General features: G+C 64.5%; 18 protein-coding genes. 1 reads left to right on the forward strand and 17 read right to left on the reverse strand.

Features of this window, described 5'->3' with window-relative positions; all coding sequences use genetic code 11:
• Window positions 1–77: 77 nt before the first annotated feature.
• The 14 genes from EV663_RS07230 to flgB all read right to left on the reverse strand — a co-directional run bounded on the left by EV663_RS07230 (window position 78) and on the right by flgB (window position 15,126).
• Window positions 78–1,673 (reverse strand): ABC transporter substrate-binding protein, encoded by a 1,596-nt coding sequence (locus tag EV663_RS07230; protein ID WP_132951125.1) that lies wholly within the window; start codon window positions 1,671–1,673, stop codon window positions 78–80.
• 64 nt (window positions 1,674–1,737) lie between these two features.
• Window positions 1,738–2,796 carry a dipeptidase gene (locus EV663_RS07235; RefSeq protein WP_132951126.1) on the reverse strand — a complete coding sequence of 353 codons (1,059 nt, stop codon included), beginning with the start codon at window positions 2,794–2,796 and terminating at the stop codon, window positions 1,738–1,740.
• Window positions 2,797–2,899: 103 nt separating this feature from the next.
• Window positions 2,900–3,697, reverse strand: a complete 798-nt coding sequence (locus tag EV663_RS07240) for a lytic transglycosylase domain-containing protein (RefSeq protein ID WP_425057130.1) — start codon at window positions 3,695–3,697, stop codon at window positions 2,900–2,902.
• Between the two features lie 15 nt (window positions 3,698–3,712).
• Window positions 3,713–4,990, reverse strand: a complete 1,278-nt coding sequence (gene flgL, locus EV663_RS07245; protein WP_165910153.1) for a flagellar hook-associated protein FlgL — start codon at window positions 4,988–4,990, stop codon at window positions 3,713–3,715.
• A gap of 10 nt (window positions 4,991–5,000) precedes the next feature.
• Entirely contained in the window at window positions 5,001–8,561 is a 3,561-nt protein-coding gene (locus tag EV663_RS07250; RefSeq protein ID WP_132951129.1) for a FlgK family flagellar hook-associated protein, read from the reverse strand.
• A complete protein-coding gene (locus EV663_RS07255) occupies window positions 8,558–8,884 on the reverse strand; it encodes a rod-binding protein (protein ID WP_243697899.1) in 327 nt (108 codons plus the stop codon). The genes EV663_RS07250 and EV663_RS07255 overlap by 4 nt, the downstream gene beginning before the upstream one ends.
• The gene (locus EV663_RS07260) at window positions 8,881–10,005 is read right to left on the reverse strand and encodes a flagellar basal body P-ring protein FlgI (protein WP_132951130.1); all 1,125 of its coding nucleotides are present in this window, start codon (window positions 10,003–10,005) and stop codon (window positions 8,881–8,883) included. Before EV663_RS07260 ends, EV663_RS07255 begins: the two co-directional genes overlap by 4 nt.
• 14 nt (window positions 10,006–10,019) lie before the next feature.
• Window positions 10,020–10,667, reverse strand: a complete 648-nt coding sequence (locus EV663_RS07265) for a flagellar basal body L-ring protein FlgH (protein ID WP_132951131.1) — start codon at window positions 10,665–10,667, stop codon at window positions 10,020–10,022.
• A 19-nt stretch (window positions 10,668–10,686) separates the two neighbouring features.
• The gene (flgG, locus tag EV663_RS07270) at window positions 10,687–11,475 is read right to left on the reverse strand and encodes a flagellar basal-body rod protein FlgG (RefSeq protein WP_132951132.1); all 789 of its coding nucleotides are present in this window, start codon (window positions 11,473–11,475) and stop codon (window positions 10,687–10,689) included.
• Window positions 11,476–11,557: 82 nt separating this feature from the next.
• Complete coding sequence (locus EV663_RS07275; RefSeq protein WP_132951133.1) at window positions 11,558–12,319, reverse strand: flagellar hook-basal body complex protein; 762 nt, start codon at window positions 12,317–12,319, stop codon at window positions 11,558–11,560.
• Between the two features lie 12 nt (window positions 12,320–12,331).
• A complete protein-coding gene (locus tag EV663_RS07280) occupies window positions 12,332–13,564 on the reverse strand; it encodes a flagellar hook protein FlgE (RefSeq protein ID WP_132951134.1) in 1,233 nt (410 codons plus the stop codon).
• 42 nt (window positions 13,565–13,606) lie between these two features.
• Complete coding sequence (locus tag EV663_RS07285; RefSeq protein WP_132951135.1) at window positions 13,607–14,287, reverse strand: flagellar hook assembly protein FlgD; 681 nt, start codon at window positions 14,285–14,287, stop codon at window positions 13,607–13,609.
• A 22-nt stretch (window positions 14,288–14,309) separates the two neighbouring features.
• On the reverse strand, window positions 14,310–14,726 hold the full coding sequence (gene flgC / locus EV663_RS07290) for a flagellar basal body rod protein FlgC (protein ID WP_132951136.1): 417 nt from the start codon (window positions 14,724–14,726) through the stop codon (window positions 14,310–14,312).
• 10 nt (window positions 14,727–14,736) lie between these two features.
• Window positions 14,737–15,126 carry a flagellar basal body rod protein FlgB gene (gene flgB / locus EV663_RS07295; RefSeq protein WP_132951137.1) on the reverse strand — a complete coding sequence of 130 codons (390 nt, stop codon included), beginning with the start codon at window positions 15,124–15,126 and terminating at the stop codon, window positions 14,737–14,739.
• 111 nt (window positions 15,127–15,237) lie between these two features.
• Between flgB and EV663_RS07300 the strand changes: the two genes are divergently transcribed.
• On the forward strand, window positions 15,238–16,065 hold the full coding sequence (locus EV663_RS07300; RefSeq protein WP_132951138.1) for a hypothetical protein: 828 nt from the start codon (window positions 15,238–15,240) through the stop codon (window positions 16,063–16,065).
• An 81-nt stretch (window positions 16,066–16,146) separates the two neighbouring features.
• On the opposite strand, the gene EV663_RS07305 is transcribed toward EV663_RS07300, so the two are convergent.
• Genes EV663_RS07305 through flhA form a run of 3 tightly spaced genes read right to left on the reverse strand, consistent with a single transcriptional unit; the run spans window position 16,147 to window position 20,173 of the window.
• Window positions 16,147–16,872 (reverse strand): sigma-70 family RNA polymerase sigma factor, encoded by a 726-nt coding sequence (locus EV663_RS07305; RefSeq protein ID WP_132951139.1) that lies wholly within the window; start codon window positions 16,870–16,872, stop codon window positions 16,147–16,149.
• A complete protein-coding gene (locus tag EV663_RS07310; RefSeq protein ID WP_132951140.1) occupies window positions 16,869–18,035 on the reverse strand; it encodes a hypothetical protein in 1,167 nt (388 codons plus the stop codon). Before EV663_RS07310 ends, EV663_RS07305 begins: the two co-directional genes overlap by 4 nt.
• A complete protein-coding gene (gene flhA / locus EV663_RS07315; RefSeq protein ID WP_132951239.1) occupies window positions 18,035–20,173 on the reverse strand; it encodes a flagellar biosynthesis protein FlhA in 2,139 nt (712 codons plus the stop codon). The genes EV663_RS07310 and flhA overlap by 1 nt, the downstream gene beginning before the upstream one ends.
• Window positions 20,174–20,240: the final 67 nt, after the last annotated feature.

Consider the following 20,240-nt stretch of genomic DNA (forward strand, 5'->3'; position numbering starts at 1 on the left):
GTCAGCCCGGTCTTTGTCGCCCAGCGGGGAAAGGGCGCCACAAGGCGCCCTTTCCTGTGTATGTCAGGGCTCGGCACTTACTTGGTCACATTCCAGTAGGCGGCATTGGTGATCGCAGCGCCGGTCGTAAAGCCCTCGATATCGGCGGCCATGGCCGATTGCTCGATGTTCTGGAACATCACCGCGAAGGGCGAGGTCTCGCGGAACTCGGCCTGGATGTCGCGATACATCTGGGCGCGGGCTTCGCGGTTGTTCTCGACCACCGCGGCCTCGACCTTTTCGGTCAGCCCCCCTGCATCCCAGCTATTTCGCCAGGCAAGAACGCCGGTCAACTGCGCCTCGTCCGAATTGTCGGGATTCCAGGCAAAGGTCGAGGCGTTGGTCTGCGGGTCAGGATAATCGGGGCCCCAGATGCCGAGGTAAACATCAAGATCGCGCGCACGGTAACGGCCAAGGATCTGCGCACCCGTGCCCACGGTGATGTTCAGCTTGACCCCGGCCTGGGCAAAGGTGTTTTGCAACGACTGGGCGATCTCCATCCGGTCCTGTACCTCGCGCACGCCGATTTCCAGTTCCAGCCCGTCCACCCCGGCCTCGGCCAGCAGCGCCTTGGCCTTTTCGATGTCCAGCGAGAACGGGTTCTCGTCGACCGAGCCCAGGTAGGACCGCGGCAGGAAGTTTTGCTGAACGGTATACTGCCCCTTGAGGAAGCTGTTCGCCATGCCCTCGTAGTCGACCATGTACTTGAAGGCCTGCCGCACCTCGGGGATCGCCAGTTCAGGAACTGCCTGGTTCAGAGAGAAATACATCAGGTAGCCTTTCAGCTCTTCCCCGATCTTGACACCCTCCATGTCCGCAATCCCCGCGATGTCCTCGGGGTTGAGGTTGCGCGCAATGTCGATGTCGCCCCGTTCCAGCAACAGGCGCTGCGTGGCGCTTTCGGCGATATGGCGCACGATCACCCGCTCCATTGCGGGCGCGCCCTGGTAGAAATCGGGATTGGCCTCGAAGGTCACGCTTTCGTTGGGTTTCCAGGCCACCAGCCTGTAGGGGCCGGACCCAGCCGAGTTGGTCGAAAGCCATTTGTTGCCCATGTCGCCATCGGCCTCGTGCTCCATCACCGTTTTCATGTCGACGATGGCGCCGATATTGGCAGTCAGGCAGTTCAGCACGAAAGAGGTGGCATAAGCCTTGTCGGTGGTCAGCTTCAGCTTGCCGTCCTCAACCCGGACCATGTCATCCACGTTCTCGACGGTCAGGCCAAACTGGGTCAGGATGAAGGACGGGTTGAGGTTCAGCTTGACCGCCCGGCGCAACGAGAACGCCGCATCCTCGGCCGTGACGGGATTGCCGGACTGGAAGGTCACGCCCTGCCGCATGGTAAAGGTGATGGTTCGCCCATCCTCGCTGACCTCCCAGCTTTCGGCCAGGTCAGGCTGATAGCCCGCCTCAAGGTCCAGGGGGTCGAAGTTCACCAGCTTGCCATACAGGTTGCCGACCACATCGCCACCCGAGAATTCAAAATTCTGCGCCGGGTCCAGCGAGGTGATGTCGTCGATCCGGTTCGCGATCACCAGCATGTTGTCCGGGGTGGCCGCCCCCGCAGGCAGGCTTGTGACCGCCAAGGCCAGGCCCAGGGCCGAGCCAGACAGGAATTTCGAGAATGCAGTCATGGGTTTGTCCTCTCCTGTTGTTTCTTTTTAACTATCGTTTTGGCCACGCGCACCTTGCCGGGCGTTACGCTCCCCAGGTCTTTTCCAGAACCCGCAGCCAGTTGCCGTGACAGATCCCCTCGATCAGTTCATCGCCATAGCCATGCCTCGTCATCGCCCGCCTCAGCGCCGGTAGCCCGGCCGCCGTTCCGATATCGGAAGGAATGGTCGCGCCATCGAAATCCGACCCGAGCCCAACCCGAGTCTCGCCAAGCCGGTCCAGCAGATGGTCGAGATGTCGTAACATCGCGTCAAGCCCGGTATCCAGCATGCGTCCGTCTTCGCGCAGGAAGGCCACCGCGAAATTCAGCCCTACCAGCCCGTCACTGTCACGAATTGCCTCAAGCTGGGCGTCGGTCAGGTTGCGCGCATGAGGGCAAAGCGCATGGGCGTTGGAATGGCTGGCGACCAGCGGCGCAGTCGAAATTCGCGCCACGTCCCAGAACCCGGCCATGGTCATGTGCGACAGGTCCACCAGAATGCCGAGCGCATTGCAGCGCCGGACCAGCCCCTTCCCCGCATCGGTCAGCCCGCCCCCGGTATCGCCATCGCCCGGAAAGCGGAACGGCACACCCTCGCCGAACGCGGTCGGGCGGCTCCAGACCGGTCCGAGCGATCGCAGGCCGGCGCGGTAAAGGGTTTCGAGCGCGGCGAGATCGAGCCCGATCGCCTCGGCGCCCTCCATGTGAAACACGGCCGCCAGAACGCCAGTGGCGATGCAGTCGCGGATCTCGGCCACGCTACGACAGATTTTCAGCGCACCCAGTTCCTCCAACCGGTAGAGAATCGCGGCCTGTTCCAGCGCCACCTTCAGCGCCTCGCCCTGATCGAGCGTGACAGGCAGCGGCAGGTCATAGGCGGGTTGGCGCATCTCGGCATCCATATCCCGGCCATCCTCGGCCGATGGCACGAACACCGCGAAAAAGCCCCCCGCCAGCCCGCCGCCACGGGCCTTGGGCAGATCGACATGACCGGCGCAACCAGAAACGAAAGTCTCTGCCGAGCCGACACCACCGGCGCGGTAAAGTTTCAACAAGACGTCGTTATGCCCGTCAAACACGACTGGCGCGATATTCGCGGTCACATCCCCTCCTGCCCCGTGCCAATCCGGGTCCGACTTTCACCGCAGGCTATCGCTCGCGCCAGGAAATGAAAACGCGAAATCAGGCGCAGAGCTTTCAGTCGAACTACAACGGGCCGGCCATATCCTCGCGGATCGCACGCAGGCGGTCCCAATGCGCTTGCAGCCGCGGCGAAAGATCGTCACGTCCCAGGGGCGCACCGGCCCCTGCACGCCCCGGCATCACCGGCGGGGACAGCGCTGGCAGGTCTATCGCGTCGGATTGCCCGTCCCGCGGACCAAGACCGGACACCAGCGGCCCGCGTCCCGGAGACGACATTGCGCCGCGCGCCACGGCGGGGGCCGGATCGGCCGCTTGCACCGCCATGCGCCGCGGGCTTGTATCGTCCATCGCGCGCCTGACACGGGCCAGGTAACGCCGTCCGCGTTCGGGATCGGCGGAATGATAACGGGCGGCCGCCTCGTCCCAACTGCCATGACGCGCCTTCAGCCGGGACAGGAACCGCGCGGCATAGGCCGTATTATGCACCGGGTCCAACATCTCTTGCAGGGAACCGAACCGCTCGTGGTGCCATCGGTAATTGATCTGCATGCAGCCGACATCAATGTTGCGCACGCCGCGCGCGACCGCATTTCGCAGATAGTCCAGCGCCTCGTCACGGGTCTTGAAATAAAGTCCCCGGCCACCCTCGTTCAGCGTCCAGGGCCAGGCCGCGACCGCCCCCTTGCCCGAACGATAGGCCGATTCCACCCGCGCGATGGCCGGCAACAAGGTTTCAGGCAGCCCGGCAACCCGGCCCGCCTGCGCGGCCAAAGCCTCGCAATCCGCGCCGGCTGCGGCCCTTGCCGGACCGGCATCGGCACCGGAAAGAAACAACGCCAGGACGATTGTGCCCAAGACCACCCGCACCGAGACAACCTAGCGCAGATAATCGAACAGCGATTGCTGAGCGATCTTGATAAAGCTCTGCTGAGAGGCCTGCTGTGTCAGAAGCCGCTGTTGCAGCTCGGTGATCGCGGCGGCGATATCAAGATCTTCCAGCCCCGAAACCGCCGTCTTCAACATCACCTGCTGCGCCTCCACCGCGCGGGATTGGATATCCGCCACCTGCCCCAACGCGCCGATCCGGGCGCGCATGTCGGCAAAATGATCCGCGATGGCCGCCATCGCATCGACCTGTGCCGATTGTCTCAGCCGTTCGGGGATCAGCGCGGTTTCAGGCCCTGCGGGCTGAGCGCTGTCATCCAGGGCCACGGCGCGTGCCACGATCTCGTCCGTGGGCAATTCTTGCGGTCCGTTCACTTCAGACACAACGATGACACCTGCTGCCGAAAGATCGAACGATTGCCCATCCGGCGACAACACCGCGCTTATCCCCGTATCGGCCATGCGTGCATTGATTGCATCGACCATTGCGCCGGGTGTGTCGGCGCTCAGTTCCGCGGAAATCGTCGCGCTTCCCCCCGGTCCGGCCAGCGCAATTGACCACTGTGCCGGGATGCGCCCGGGCGACAGCGACAGGCGCATCGCGCCTTCGGCCGAAAACAGGTCGGGCAGATTGGCGGTTCCGTCCTTGAGCGAAACCGCCAGATCGTCGATCAGGGAAAAAACGTCCCGCCCCGAACCGGTGCCGGGGTCCACGCCCATGAACACCTCGGCCCCGCTCAGCCCTGTCGCCATCTGGCGCGAGGCTGACACCCGCAGCGTGCCCACCATGCCATCGCCGTGGTATTCGACCCGCCCCGCGGCATCCTCGGCGAATGGGGTCGCGACCCCGCGCAAACCGGAAAACAGCGCAGAGCCGGTGCCATCCCTGGCATTGGCCAGATCGATCAATCCCTCGCGCAGTTCCAGAACCTCTAGCCGTAAGGCTTCGCGCGCGTCGGGCGACACGGTATCGTTGGCTGCGTTCAGCGCGATTTCATACAGGCGCTGGCTGATCGTATTGGCCCCCGACAGCACTGTATCGGCATGGTCCAGACGGTTTGAGACCTGTTCGAGATTGCCCTCATAGCGGTCAAGTTCGTCTTGGCGTTCACGCGCAACCGACAGGCGGGCGGCGCGCATCGGATCGGCCGAGGCGCGCGGATCGTTCACCCCTGCGGAAATCCGGTCCTGCAAATCCGAAATGCCCGACTGCTGGCGTGAAAAGGACGCGATATTCAATTCTGAGAACAACGCATTACCGATGGTCATGTCAGCCTCATCAGATCGATTGCAGCAGGGTGTCGAACAACTCACCCGCGATTTTGAGAACTTGCGCATTCGCCTGGTAAGCCTGTTGATAGCTCATCAGCCGCGCCGCCTCGGTGTCCAGATCGACGGCCGAAGCCTCGGCCATGGCCCGTTCGGCGCGTTCTTTCACGGCCGTCAGGCTGGTGGCGCGCGTTTGCTCGGCCGCAACCTTTGCGCCGATCCCGGTCAGGATCTCGGTATAAAGCGCGCCGAACCCGCCCTGGCCACTTTCGGGGGAAGAGGTGGCAAGATCGCCCAGGGCACCAAAGGTCCGTCCATCGCCGGGCCCGGCCGCACCGGAATTCAGGACAAAGCTGTCGCCAGTGGCGGGATTGCCCGAGATCACGAAATCGAAACCGCCAAACGCGATCCGTCCATCAGCATCGAGAAAACGCTCGCCAATCTGGATGCCGGCTTGCGAATCGAACAGCCCCACGCGCCCGGCTGCGCCGTCCAGAACCCGTAATTCCAGCGCGTTAGGGGGATAGGCAGTGGCCGGCGCGATCGCCCCGGCCAGCCGCAAAGCCCCCTCCCCCGTCATCACGACCAACAGGTCCTCGGGCGGCAGATTTTCCAGCGTTACGCGCTGGCTGGCGAGGCTGGTCGCGCTCACGCTGACCTCGGGAAGGGTGCCGTTGGCCGTGCGGATCACCAGCGTCGCCCCCTCGACCGCGATGGTCATGTCTGCCGGCACGCCGGGCTCCAGCGCGGAGGCCAGCGCGCGCGCCACATCCTCTGCCGAGTTCAGATCATCGACAAGGCTGTCCACCGTTGCCGTCAGGTTCAGCCCGCCGGGATCGATGGTCACGCCATAGCGGGCGGCACCGGCCGAGCTTGCCCCGTCGCCTGAATCGATACCGGGCTCGTAGGCAAAGTCGAACCGCAAGAGACTGCCGGCCGCATCAAGGCTTCGCGAAACCAGTGAACCGGCAAAAGGATCGATCGCGATATCGCTGGCAACACCGTCAAGACTGGCCTCGAAATCGCCCGCCGACCGAAGCGTGACCGTACCCATGATGCGTGCGCTGTCATAGTCGGCACCCAGGGTTATGGCCTCGGCGTCAAGCGCCTGCCCCGCCGCATCCTGCCGCGTCACATCCAGCGGCCCTCCGGTCAGCCCGCTTATGCCGATGCTTTCGCCGCCCTCATGAACCAGAACCATGCCCAGGCCATCCGCTGTCGCCTCGGCACGGATGCCGGTCTGTCCCGATAGCGCGTTCACCTTGTCGGCCAGGCCGAAAAGCTGCCCCGCGGTCACGGCTGCTGAAACTGCCAGCGGCGCAAGGTTGTCACCGGTCAACTGAAAACCCACCGTGCCATCCGCGGATGCGCTCACATAGGCGCGTGTTTCAGCCTCAGTGGCGATGCCGAAAGCTTCGGAAATGCCAGACGCGGCACTGGCCGCGCTGCTGCCTCCCGGCAAGGACAACGTACCGAGTGACTGACCGTCACGGAAAACCTCGATTTCCTGCGCTGCGGCGGCGATCGGCGCAGGCGAACCCGACCAGGCCAAGGTCGCGCCACCGATATCGAGACGGCCTGAATAGAGCCCCTGAACCGACGCCTCGGCAATGGTCATGCCGCGATAACTGGCGCTGGCCAGCGCCGCGTCGGCATAGCGCGCATCGGGGAAAAACCCGTTCGACTCTGTCAAAAGAGCCGCGGCCGAGGCCGCATCAAGCGGTGGGCCGGCAAGCTGCTGGCCATCGCGGGTAAACACCATCAACCCGCTGGCCGGGGCGATGCTGCTTTCGGGCGTACCGGGCGTGTCGTCCAGCGCCGCAGCACTCAGCATACCCGTGGCCGCCGTCAGGATCAGCGCACCGTTCTCGGCACCGGCTTGAAGGCCGAGTTCGGCCAGGCCATGCCCCGCCGCCGTAAAGGTCGCCGCATTGAGCCGCGCGGCAAGATCGGCCGCATCCGCGAGTTCCGGGCTTGCCCCCGACAGATCGATTGTACGTGCCACGCCATCAAGCGTGAAAGTCAGGCTGCCCGCCCCGGACACCCCACCAGGCGGCGAGATCCGAATGGCCGACTGGGTGGCGAGCGTCAAAAGAGTAGCACTCTGTGCGTTCGCAGGCAAAAGCGCCACCGAGCCGTCCGACAGGAACTCGACCGCCGACAGGGTCTCGGCGGTGGTGCCGAACAGCCCGTCCAGTTCGACAAGCCCCGCATCGGTCGTCACGGAGGGTTGCGCGGTGATCGTGGCGCCCCCGGCATTGGTCGCGGCCGGCGCCACCGAATAGGCACCGCCCGCGGCCAGGTCATCGTTATCCTCGACCAGCCAGCGCATGTTGACTGCCGAGCCGTGAGTCGGGGTCAAAAACAGCCGGTCGCCTTCGCTGGCGGTTCCTGTGAATTGAACCCCTAGACCGGGAAGGTCGATCCGATCCGTTCCGCTTGCCAGAAGGGTGCCTTCGGCGTCACGGGCCTGCCATTGCCCCGAGGCATAGACAAAGCTCAACTCGCCCGCGGGGGCCAGCGCGGCATCGGCGCCCTCGACCGTCGCAAAGGCAGAGCCTGCATTATTGACGGCCGCGCGCACCGACCAGCCATCAAGCGAAAAGAGCGGCCCGCCCGGTTCGCCCGAGGTGGTCCGCCCCCCGGCATGCACCGCGTTCATATCGGCGGCAAGGTTGCGTGCCCATGCGTCGATCTCGGACAAAACGCCGTCGATCGCCCCGATCGCGGTGGCAAGCCCCCCTGAAAGCCCGGTTTCGGGCCATCGCGTATAGGAAGGGGCGCCCGGTGTGACCGCGCGCACGCTCAGCCTGCCGGCATCATCGACCGTCACCGCCGAGGGCGTGCCCCGATCGAGCAAAAGCGGCCCGCCCGGGCTGCTGCCCAGCGTGATGCGCACGAGATTATCCGCTTCGGGCAGCACGGTTATGCCAAAGGTCCGGGCAAGTTCGTTGACCAGAAGGTCGCGCTGATCCAGAAGCGGGTTCAGCGCCGGGCCGCTGCCGGCCTCCTGGATCCTGACCTGCACCTCGGCGAGACCTTGCAGCAGGTCGTTGGCGATGCCGACGGCCTGCACTGCCTGGTCGGCCAGCCCTTCGGACATCGCGACGATGTCGCGCGCGATATCGGCGATCGCCCCCGCCATGCCCTCGCCCGCTGTGCGGATCGCGGCACGCAGGGCGGATGCATCGGGCGCTGCCGCGGCATCGCTGAAACTGTCCATGAAATGATCCAGCATTTCGGTCAGCCCGCCCATGCCGTCGGTCAATCGGCCCTCCAGCCCCGAAAGCGCGCCCAGCATCGTTTCCGATGCCGCAACGTCTGAATCCGCTGATCGGACCTGTGCCGCCGCCAGTGCATCCAGCGCGCGACGGATGTCGACGCTTTGCACGCCGGTACCGGACTGGGCAACGCTGGTCAGCGACCCGCGTGCCGCGCCTGCCTCCTGCGGCAGGGCCTGCCGCCGCACATAGCCGTCGGTCTCGACATTGGCGATGTTCTCACCGGTCACGCCCAGCGCGGCCCGATAGCTTTGCAGGCCGTTCAGCGCGATATTGGCGATCGTAGTCATGGCTTGTCCTCGCCGAGTCCGGCGGCGGGGGCAAACTGGCGAAAGACCGCGTCGGCAATGCCCAGCCTGGCCGAGCCCGCCATGCCGCGCGCCAGCGCGCTGTCCAGCATCGCCCGCGTGTTCTCGACCGCCGCCCCGCCCATGAGATCCTCGCCCAAAGACCCGGCTCGCCCGGCCTTGAGAATCTGTTGAAGGAACATCTCCTCGAAGCCGTCGGCGGCCTTGCGCAGGCGCTCCGACTCGCGCGCGTGGTCCTGCGCGGCGTTGCCCGAGGGGCCAAAGGCTCTGATCCCGGCAAGGTCCATGGCGTGCCCGGAACTCATATCACGATCAATTCGGCGCGAAGCGCCCCGGCGCGATGCAGCGCCTCGAGGATGGCCACGAGATCGGCAGGGCTGGCACCCACCGCGTTGATCGCATCGACAAGCGAGGCAAGCGAAATGCCCGGATCGAACACGAAGGCACGCGCGGGATCCTGCTGTACGTCGATCCGGGTGTCGGGGGTGACGACCGGATCGCCCGGCGCAACCACGGTGCCACCCGGCCCGTTGACGACGGTGGCGCCCTGATCGACGTTGAAATCCTCGTTGACACGCACGGTAAGCGAACCATGGGTGACGGCGGCGGGGGTAACCTTGACATTGCCCCCGATGACGATGGTGCCGCTGCGGGCATTGACGATGACCTGCGCTGGCGGCTCGGCCGGGGCGACCTCGATATTTTCAAGCAGCCCCATGAAGGCAACGCGCTGTGCCGGGTCCGAGGGCACCCTGACCCTGACCGACGTGCCGTCTATCGCGACCGCAACATCGCCCCCGAAAGTGGCGTTGACGCCATCTGCCACCGCCGCAGCGGTAGAGAAATCATTACGGCGCAGGTTCAACACAAGGTATTCGGCATCGAGAAAGCTGGAGGAAACCGCGCGCTCGACCGTGCCGCCGCCCGGAACACGGCCCACGGTGGGCACGTTCACCGTAAGCGACGAGCCGTCTCCGCCCCGGACCCCGAAACCGCCGACCACCAGGTTACCCTGGGCGATCGCGTAAACCTCGCCATCGGCCCCCATCAGCGGCGTCATCAACAGCGTCCCGCCCTGGAGCGACTTGGCCTTTCCCACGGTCGAGACGGTGATATCCATCTGCTGGCCCGGCTTGATGAACGGGGACAGTTCGGCGGTTACCATCACTGCGGCGGCGTTGCGTGCATCAAGCTCGCCCGGTTCGGTTTCAAGTCCCAGCCGCGAGATGATCGAGCGCATGGATTGCCGCGTGAGGCTCGAATTGCCGTCGCCGGTGCCTGACAGGCCCACGACCAGCCCATACCCGACCAGCGGGTTGGAGCGCACGCCGGCCACTTCGGCCAGGTCCTTGATCCGGTCGGCCCGTGCCACGCCCGCGCCCCCCAACAACAGGACAAGAAACGCGATTGCAATCTTGCGCGCCATCGTCAGACCCTTTTTCAGAACGGAGAAACCGTGTTCATGATCTCGCGCAGCCAGCCCTGTTGACCCGCATCCGCGATCTGGCCCGCGCCGATATACTTGATCTCGGCATTGGCGATCCGGTCCGAGGGGATGACATTGTCGGCGCCGATATCGGCCTCGCGCACGAGACCCGACAACCGGATATATTCGTCGCCGTTGTTCAGGGTCAGTTTCTTCTGACCCATGATCGCGAGTATGCCGCCGGGATATTTCCGCACCACGTTTACCGATACCCGCCCCCTGAGCGAGTTCGACTGCGAGGCAGAACCGCTTCCGGCGAAGTTCTGGTCGGTGCCTGATTGCAGGCTGGCCGCATCGTCGAAGGGACCGGGCAGGTCTATGCTGAAACTGTCGGTCTTGGCCGTGCTTGCATCCTGTGACTTCCGCGCGGCGAAATCCTCGGTCAGTTCCACCGTCAGAACGTCGCCCACCTCTGCCGCGCGGCGGTCGGTGGCGAAAAGTCCGCCCTTTCCGCCGCGAAAGATCGCCCCGGTCGACAGGCCCTCGGGCGTGGCCGCGGGAGCTGCGGGAAAGACCGGCGCATAGGTATCCGAAGCACGGTCCTGGACCTGTTGCGAACAGGCGCAAAGCAGCACCGAGGACAGAAGGAAGGCATATCGCATTGAAACTGGCCTTTAACGCCTAGAGGTTGTTGGACAGGAAGCGCATCATCTCGTCCGAGGCCGAGATCGACTTGGAGTTCACCTCATAGGCGCGCTGTGCCTCGATCATGTCGACGAGTTCCTGCACCACGTTGACGTTCGATGATTCCAACATGCCTTGCGTCAGCTTGCCCGCCGCATCGGCCATCGGCGCGCTGATCGCGGGCGCGCCGCTTGCAACCGTTTCCACCGCCAGTGTCTCGCCCACCGGTTGCAGACCGCGGGGATTGGCAAAGGTCGCCAGCGTCAACTGGCCGACCTCCTGGGCATCGACCTCGCCGGGCAGCATCACGCTGACGATGCCGTCGCCGGAAATGGTGATCGACTGCGCATCGGCCGGGATCTGTATCTCGGGCTGAACGACATAGCCCGAGGCGGTGGTCAGCGTGCCCTCGGCATTCATCGACAGCGCCCCGTTGCGGGTATAGCCGATGCGCCCATCCGGCATCAGGACCTGGAAAAAGCCCTTTCCATCGACAGCGAGATCCAGCGCGTTGCCGGTATTGCTGAGTCCGCCCTGGGTATAGAGCTTGTCAGTCGACACCATCCGCACGCCCGTACCGATAGCCGAAGGCGTGGTCAGACGCGTCGCCTCGGAGGTCTGCGCGCCCGCCGGACGATGAACCTGGTACAGCAAGGATTCAAAATTCGCCCGGTCACGCTTGAACCCCGTGGTGTTCACGTTTGCCAGGTTGTTCGAAATGACCTGGATGCGGGATTGCTGTGCGTTCAACCCGGTCTTTGCGACATGCATCGCGTTTGCAGACATCGGTCGACCCTCCTGATCGTTAGCTTGCAGGTATCACTGCAACTGCCGTGCCATGCCGACGCGGCAGCGCGATATCGCCACCTCAACCCTGCGGAACCTGCAACAACCGCGCGCCGCCCTCGTCAATCTCGCGCGCGGCAGAGACCAGTTTGAAATTCAACTCGAAGCGGCGCTGCATCTCGATCGAGTCGATCAGTTCCTCGACCGCGTTGACATTGCTGCCCTCCAGCACGCCCTGGCTGATCCGCGCGCCCTGGTCGGGCGGCGGCAGGTCATCACCGGGAACGCGGATATTACCGTCCAGGGATTTTTGCAGCCTGACATCCGGGCCCGGAATCACCGTGCCCAGAGTCGCGGCCAGAATACGCTCGTCTTCTTGGCCATTCATGGGCTGAACCCAGATTTCGCCCAACTCGTTGACGACGATATCGCGATGCGGCGGCAAGGTGATCTGCTGTCCATCCATGTCCAGCATCGCATCGCCTGCACCGTTGCGCAGCACCCCCTCAGCATCCAGCCGCAGGTCGCCGCGACGGCTGAGGGCCGGCTCGCCATTATCGGGCAGGATGAAGAAATACCCCTCGTCCGCGATCGCGATATCCATCGCATCGCCCGTCGCCGTCAACGGTCCGGGTTCTTGCGAAAAACCGCGACTGGTGCGTTCCTGCTGAAAGGCCCGGGTCGAAAACGACCCGACCAGTTCGGCAAAGACCGTTGCCCCCTCGTCGGGCAGGTCGCGCCGATACCCCGGAACGCTCTGGTTTGCCAGGTTCTGGGCCTGGCTGACCTGGTTGTCGCGCATTCCGCCGATGGCGTTCAGCGCGGTAAAGATCATCCGGTCCATGGCCTCTTACCCCTAGCCGCGCATGTTGATGATGGTCTGCGCAAGGCTCGACGAAGTCTCCAGCGCCTTGGCCGAAGCCTGGTAGTTGCGTTGCGAGGTGATGAGATCAACCATCTGCTGTGTCAGGTCGATATTCGAACTTTCCAGGGCCGCCGAGCGCAGGCTGCCCATACCCTTGCTGTTTGCCCCGCCAAACAGCGCGGCCCCCGAATCCGAGGTGGCCGAAAAGGCCGCACTGCCGATCGGGCGCAAGCCTTCGGGGTTGTTGAAATTGGCCATCGCCACCATGCCAAGCGCCTTGGCCTGTTGATCGCCATAGCTGGCCCAGATAACGCCGTCGGCATCGACCTCCAGCCCGGTCAGCATCTCGCTGGTCTCACCGTCATGGGCATAGCGCGTGACCGCGAAACCGCCCGCGCCAAGCGTCGAACCGCCCAGGTCGAGTGTGAATGCCGCGCCATCGGGCAAGGTCAGGTTCAGCGGCGCCGACGGTGTCAACTGTGCGCCATCGGCATCAAACCCGAGGGTCTGGCCCGCGGGATCAACCAGCGTGGTGCCATCGACCACCACGTACGGCGTATAGAGGGTTTCAGGCGCGGTGGCGCCGGGAACCTGGGTCAGCGCGAAATAGACCGTGGCATCCATCGGCTGGCCGTCGCCATCGAACATTTCGATCGGCGTACTGGACGCATAGCTAGCCGGATCGGAAGGGCTGAAGGGTGTGGCCGACAGCGCATCGCCGCTGGCCAGGTTGACGGCCATTTCCACCGAGGCGGTCGCTTCGGACGTGCCTGAATACATCGGAACCTGAAGTGCAGAAAGCTGCGGCGCCGCCCCGCCCAGACCTGCACCGTTCTGGGCAACCGGAAGCGTCATCAGCATGTCGCCCGAGGAATTGACGATATGGCCCCCGGCATCTAGGCCGAACGCGCCGGCCCGCGTGTAGCTCATGTCACCCTCGCCGTTTTGCAGCGTGAAAAAGCCGCTGCCCTGGATCGCAAGATCGAGCGTGTTTCCCGTGCTGCTAAGGGCGCCTTGCTGGAAACTGCGTCGCACGCCCAGCAACTCTGTACCATTGCCAGATTGCGTATTGGTCGGCGCGTAGGGCGAACTGGTAAAGATATCGCCGAACTCGGTGCGTCCCCCGCGATAGCCGATCGTCCCGGCATTGGCGATATTGTTCGAGGTATTGTTGATCGCGGCCTGCGCCGCGTTGAGGCCCATCAGGGCGATGCTCATCGACATTGCATTCTCCGTGTTGCTGTTCGCGGTAAAGGTGCCGTGGCCCTAGCGAACCGCGGTGACTTCAAGACTGTTGAGCGGGCCATAATCCTGGATCTGCAAAAGCATCTCTCCGCCGCCTGCCGACATTTCGACGGCGGTGACATCAGCATAGACCGAGGGCGTCAAAACGGCCGTTCCCTCTGCGGTTTCGGCGCTGACCGTCACACGAACCAGGCTGTTGTCGCGCATCGTCTCGTCCGGCAACTCGTCCCAGGAAAACCCGATCAGGCCGGGCGGCTGACTGCCAAGCTCTTGCACGTTCAGCACCTCGCCGGTTTCGGCGTCTGAATAGGTGATGCTCAGGCCATTGACCGCCGTGGCAAGATCGACCACGCCGGCAATCTCTCCGGCCTCGCCGGGGCGCGCGCGGGTACCAGGCACGAGCACCTGTTGCCCGAGAAAACTGGTGGCCGTTGCCACCCGGAACTGTCCCAGCCCGGCATCGAGCCCGACAAGCGTGCCGTTCATCTGTTCGATCCCCGACAGGGTCGAGAATTGTGCCATCTGCCCAAGGAACTCGGTGTTTTCCATCGGCGCGAACGGATCCTGGTTCTGAAGCTGCGCGGTCAATAGCGCCAGGAAATCCTGTTGTCCCAGCACCGTGTCGCCCCCGACGCCGGTTGCGGCCTGCGTATCCGCGTAAGTGGTCAGCGATAACGGTGCGGGTGTCCCTATCGTGCTCATTTCCCAACTCTCCCAAAGGCGATCAGCGGCCCATCGAAACGGTTCGCGCCATCAATTCGCGCACGGTCGAAACCACTTCGAGGTTGTTCTGGTACTGGCGGCTGGCCTCCAGCATCTCGACCATCTCCTCGTCGGGATTGACCGTGGACTGATAGACAAAACCCTCCTGGTCGGCCGATGGGTGGTCGGGGCGGTAAACCCTTGCGGGCGTGCGCGGCAGCGCGGCGATCTCGGTTACATCGACACCCGCGAGGCCCGGATCGTCGATCCGGTCGGCATAGACGGCGGCAAAAACCGGGCGCATCGGGCGATAGGCGCCCTCGGCGTTTGTGCTGACGGAATCGGCATTCGCGAGGTTGCTGGCGACGGTATTCAACCGCGTCATCTGCGCCGACATCGCCCGGCCGGCCACGTCGAAAAGGTTCTGGATATCTGACATTTTTATTCCCCTATTCGCCCTTGATCGCCTTTGTCAGACCCGAGATCTTGCGGTTAAGCAGGGTCAGGCTGACCTGGTAACGAAGGGTATTCTCGGCAAATTCCATCTGTTCGACGGCCAGTTCGACGGTATTGCCGTCAAGCGAGGGATTAACCGGAACGCGATACCCCATCTCGCCCGACGCAAGCCCGCCAGAGCCGGAAAGGTGCCTGGAATGGGTGCGCATCGTCGCCTCGGGCTCGCCGCGCGCCTCGTCCAGCGCGCGGGTGAAATCGAAATCTCTTGCCTTGAAATTCGGCGTGGCGGCGTTGGCTATGTTCGAGCCAAGCACCCTCGTGCGCGCTTCGCGCAGGATCAGGGCGTCGGCATGGATACCCAGGTGATCGCGGATCGCAGTCATCTTGGCTTTTCCCGGTCTCGTCCATTTTTTCAAAGGCGCAGCGCGCCGACTGGACCGGTATTTGCAAGGAAGATGCCAACCTTGTTCCATCGCCATGGAGAAATCCGAGACATGACCAACCCCCAAGGCCTGCCCGGCGCCGGATGCTGGGCGCCCGACGTGAGCCGGATGATGAAACGGCTGCGAAAACACGACCCTCTTGACCTGAGCAGGACGCTGGGTGCGACGGCTGCGGCAGAACAGAATTCAGGGCGCCGCCGGCTGCTGATGGCAACCCGGCTGCACGTGATTGCAACCGCGTTGGACAGCGGGCTTTCGACGCAGGAAAAGCCCGAGGAAAGACCGAGGCGCAAAACGGCGCGAAAGCCCCGCAAGAGCACACCGGACATCCCGGCAGAGAACGCGCCACACGCCCAGCCGGAAAGTGAAACATCCCCGAACCCGACCCGCAAACCGCGCAAGAAACCCACGATGTCCACACTCGCCCTTGAAGACGCCGCCGCGTTTCTGGGTTCGGGGATAATGGATGCCGATACCGACCCGGATCAGTCCGACGACATGCCGCCGCGCGCAATGGACGCGTCAGCCGATCGCGACGCACTTTCCCGGCCCGACAGGCCCTCCTCGACCATCGACCAGATGAACATCGAAAGCCGGACAGAGCAGGCACCCAGGACGCCCGGCCCCCAGGCCGGAATGGCAAGGGACCGCTCCGACCAGGCCGATCCCGGCAGTGGATTTGTCACCGTGCCGCAAGAACCCGTCGAATCCGCGCAGGCACTACCCGAAGCGGTCGCGCACGGCAACGCCTTTGCCGCCGCAGGCTCTAGACGGCGAAAAGGACAGGTCGCGACAATCGATCTGGGCGCCGCGGCGGCGCTGCTGGCCAGCGACGCGATCGGCGGGCGGCAGGGCGATGACGACCAGGACGAGGATTGAATGCAAGGCACCGGCCCGATCGCGCTACACTAGGGGCGCTGCGTGCCCGGTGCCATCGCCGCGCGAACGCCACGCGAAGGTTCAGCCCTCCAGATCCATACCGTCGCGCATCAGGTCGCGCAGCCGGGTGATCGCGGCCTTCTTGATCTGCGACACCCGCCCCGTTGTCACCCCCAGGATCGACGCGACCTCGTAGATATTCAGCTCTTCGACGTAATAAAGTTGAAGAACCAGCGCCTCGCGCTCGGGCAGTCGGGTCAGGGCCTGTCGCAACAGAGCACGCACCTGACGGTTCTGGGTATGATCCTCGGGTGTGGGCTCGTTGCCCTGGAACAGGATCGAATGATCCGAATAGACCTCGTCCAACGACGCCATACGGTTGACCTGGAAACGGGCCGTCCAACTGTCGTATTCCTCAAGCGACAGCCCCAGCTCGGCGGCGATCTCAGCCGGCTCGGGGTCGCGCTGCAACTTGCGTGAAAGCCGCGCCTCGGCCTGTTTGGCCCGCGACTGCATCGCGATCGTGTTCCGGCATAGATTGGAGTTCAACCGCAGGAAATCGATGATTGCTCCACGCACCCGTATCGCGGCATAGGCCGAAAACGCCACGCCCTCTTGCTCGGCATAGCGCTGCGCAGCATCGACGAGACCGAGGTGCCCTGCCTGAAGGATATCGTCGATCTCGATGAAACGGCCGACGCGACCATGGAAATGCCAGGCTAGGCGGCGCACCATTTCCATGTTTTCCTCGATGCGCCTTCCCACGGGCGTGGCCTGTTGTTCGCGATATGCTTTCAACGCGATCATGTCCGCTCCTCCCAGGGCGAGCGCATGCGCGGGGGTGCGGGCGGATCGCAGGGGGCGCCAAAGGCTGCCCGGCGAAAGACCCTTGTCGTGGCATTGCGCGGCTTGCCGTCGTGGGCGGGTTCGGCCACGCTCGCGCGCGCAGGAGCATCGGCAAGGTCGTCCCCCTGCCCCGTGGCAGCAGGCAAGGCCATTGCGCGCAGCCAGTCGCGTGCCCATCTCTGGAAGGTTGCCCGATCGATACGGCCCGCCCCCGGCGCGCCTACAAGCTGCAAGCCGCGCGCCGCGATCGCGGCAAGTTCCTCTGGACCGGGTGCCATATGCGCAGGTCCGGTCAGGAAGATAACCGGACGAAACCGCGCCCAGGCCGACAGATGGCGGGCCAACACGCGCGGATGCAACCCGGCGGGCAGCACCAGGACCGGCTGTACGGACGCGGCTTCGGCCATCCGCGAAAGAACCTGTTGCGGCTCGGAAAGTTCCGCCGACAGGACGGTGATACGTCCCGGTCCGCGCGGGCCAGACTGCGCGTCGAGCGCAGCGGCGAGTTCATCCTCTTCGTCACTGAGCGTGACCGGCCAGCCCTGTGCCCCTGCGCCCGCGATCAGCCAGGCGGCATCGGCCGCGGTCGTGCCGCAAACCGCAAGCGAGGGCAAGGCGGCGGGTGCGCGTGCCTCGGCCAGGTACAGGGCCAGGCGGGCCTTGCCCGCCCCTGCCGGCCCGCATAGCGCAAGCCGGGGCGCCGCGAGGGCCAGGGCGCCGTCCCGTCCGGTCAGGCTGCCCTCAAGCACCGCCAGGAATCCTCCTACCCCACCCGACAGTTCGTCCTCCAGCGCGCGGGCAAAGGCGGGCGAGAGGCCGGGCCACCCCCCCATCCGGGCAAAGGGATCCGGCACGATGCCCGCGGCGCTCTCGGCCCGGACGGGGCGCGAGATCTCTGCTGCAAAGACGGCCCCGAACCCGGTCATCGACGTTGGGGCACGGTCGGAATTGGCATGGTCTGCGCGCGCCAGGGCCGTGTCTGCATCCAGCGGCCGCTCGGCCACGATCTCGAAGATCTCGCCGATGCTGCGCGTGGACAGGATCAGCGCATCTTCGCCAAGCGTTTCGGCCACGCGGCGCATTGCGATGCGCATGTTAGGGCCATGCACGGTCACGGGTGCCATCAGCTATCTCCCATTTTGTCGTTAAGGGCGGCGCGGCCATCGCCCAGGCTGCCCACCACCTCGATCCGGCGGTTGTCGGGCAATTCGTTGACCCCCAGCACGATGGCGTCGTTGCCATGGGCACGCAGGAAGGCCGAAAGCGGCGCACGCAACGGCGGCGAGACCACCACGAAACCCTGCCGTCCCTTGCCGGCCAGGTCCTCTGACAGGCGGGTCAGCGCCGACAATAGCCGCTCTGTCAGGCTGGGTTCGACGATCAGAACGCCCTCGCCCCCTTGCGCCCGGCTGCGCGAAAGAAGTTGCTCCAATTCCGGGTCCAGCGTGATCAGGGCAAGAGACTGGGTCATCGGCACCATTTGCTGGATCAGCATCGGCACAAGGTCAGGGCGCAGTTCCTCGGCAAGCTGGCGAGGGCTTGCGTCGCGGCCCCCGCGTTCGGCCAGCCCCTCCAGGATGCGGCGCAGATCGGATACCGGAACACGCTCTGCCAAGAGCGCACGCAACACGCCGGTCAGCACATGCAGCGGCACCAGCTTGGGGACAACCGCCTCGACCAGGGCGGGACTGACCTGGTGCAAGCGGTCAAGCAGAACCTGAACGTCGTCGGTGCCGATCAGTTGGCCCGCGTATTTGTAAAGCATCTGGCTGAGATGCGTGGCGATGACCGAATCCGGCTCGATCACGACATGATCATCTGCCTCGGCCTCGGCGACCTGGTGCGGTTGCACCCAGACCGCGTCGATCCCGAAGGACGGGTCCTTGACGTCGATCCCCTTCAGCTTGCGCCGTGACAAGCCGCCCGGCAGCGCCAGCTTGCGATCGGGATAGGCCATATCCTCGGCCACGATGGTCTGGCCGATGCGGATGCGATACTGGTTTGCCGGCATCGCCAGATCGTCGCGCACCCTAACGCCGGGCACCACGAAACCCATCGCGCGGCTGACCTCTTTTCGGATCGAGGTGATACGCGAGATCAGCGGCCCGCCATTGCCCTCCTCGATCATGCCGATCAGGGCATAGCCGATCTGGATCGACACCTGGCTGTAATCCGTCACATCCTCCGCGGTGAGGACGCCGGGGCGTTGCGCGGCGGCCAGATCCTCAGCGGATGGGCGGGCGGCGGTCTCAGCGGAAACATTGCCCCGGGCCTTGTCGGTGCGGGCCGCCGACCACGCCAGCGCCCCGGCCGCACCGGCCGCCACGAGAAACAGCAAGTTCGGCATCCCCGGAACCAGCCCGAGGATTGCCATGACGGCGGCCACAGGCACCCAGGCGCGCGAGATGTTGACCTGCGCACCGATCTGGTCTGCCATGTCAGCAGAGGACGAAACACGTGTCACGATGATCGCCGTGGCGATCGACAGCAACAGCGAGGGTATCTGGGCCACAAGCCCATCACCGATGGACAGCAGGACATAGGTCTCTGCCGCCTGGCCGACCGCCATGCCATGCTGGGCGACACCGATCACGATGCCCCCCAGAATGTTGATGACCAGGATCAGGATACCGGCAACCGCATCGCCCTTGACGAACTTGGAGGCCCCGTCCATCGCACCGTAGAAATCGGCCTCTTCGCCGATTTCCTTTCGCCGCGCGCGTGCCTCGTCCTGTGTCAGGACACCGGCGTTCAGATCGGCGTCGATCGCCATCTGCTTGCCGGGCATGGCATCCAGCGTAAAGCGCGCCGACACCTCGGACACACGGCCAGCGCCCTTGGTGATCACCACGAGGTTGATGATGACGAGGATGGCGAAAACGAAGATGCCGACAACGAAATTGCCCGCGATCACGAACTCGCCAAAGGCCTGGATCACCTGACCGGCCGCGTCGCCACCGGTATGCCCATTACTCAGAACAATCCGTGTCGAGGCTACGTTCAGCGCCAGCCGCAGCACGGCGGCAATCAGCAAAAGACTCGGAAAACTGGAAAAATCGAGCGGGCGATAGCTGTGCATCGCCACCATAAGGATCAAGAGCGACAGCAGGATATTGAAGACGAAGAAAACATCCAGCAGTGCCACCGGCAGGGGCAGCACCATCATTGCAACCATGGCCAGTATGCCGAACGGCAGCGCCAAACCGCCCAGCCGATTGACCGGCGCGGTCGGCTTCAGGATGGCGGCATCGCTCATTTCCATACCCTCCGGGGGGCTATCGCAGATCTGGGCGGGGTCATGCGGGGCGGTCTCCGTTCTGTCACCTGCC

It is taken from the genome of Rhodovulum bhavnagarense, from assembly GCF_004343505.1.
GTDB lineage: Bacteria > Pseudomonadota > Alphaproteobacteria > Rhodobacterales > Rhodobacteraceae > Rhodovulum > Rhodovulum bhavnagarense.